Consider the following 522-nt stretch of genomic DNA (forward strand, 5'->3'; position numbering starts at 1 on the left):
GGGGAAGAAGAGAAAGAGAAGGAAAAGAGGAAGGGGAGAGGGGGGAAGAAAGAGAAAGGAGGAAAAAAGAAGAAGAAGAAGAAGAAAAAAAAAAAGAGGGAAAAAGGGGGAGGAGGAAGAAGAAGAGGAGGAGAAAGAAGGAAGGGAGGGGGGAGAGGAAGAAGAAGGGAAGGGGGGAGGGGAGAGCGAGGGGAGGGAGAAAAAGGAAAGGAGGGGGAGGAGGGGAGAAAAAGACTCAGCATGAAAGGGGGAAGAGCAAGAGAGAGAGCAACAGACTGAGACAGGAAATCAGAGAGGAAGCGGAGCTGGACGGAGGGGAGGGGGAAGGGGAAAGGAGAAAAAAAGGGAGGGAGGGGGGGGGGAGAGAGAGGAAGGGGAGAAGAAGAAAAGGGAGGAGGAGGGGGAGAAGAAAAGGGGGGAAGAGAAGAGGAAAGGGGAAAGAAGGGGGAGGGGGGGGGAGGAGAGGAAGAAGAGAAAGAGGGAAGAAAAAGAGAGAAGGGGGGAAGGGAAATAGCACAGTGT

Annotated in this window: 1 protein-coding gene; it reads left to right on the forward strand. The window is 53.4% G+C overall.

Annotated elements, in window-relative coordinates; translation table 11 throughout:
* On the forward strand, positions 1 to 522 hold a 522-nt coding region (locus K5Q58_RS21385), incomplete at both ends, for a hypothetical protein (protein WP_220755742.1).

The sequence above is a fragment of the Shewanella sp. KT0246 genome (assembly GCF_019654955.1).
GTDB classification, from domain to species: Bacteria; Pseudomonadota; Gammaproteobacteria; order Enterobacterales; family Shewanellaceae; genus Shewanella; species Shewanella goraebulensis.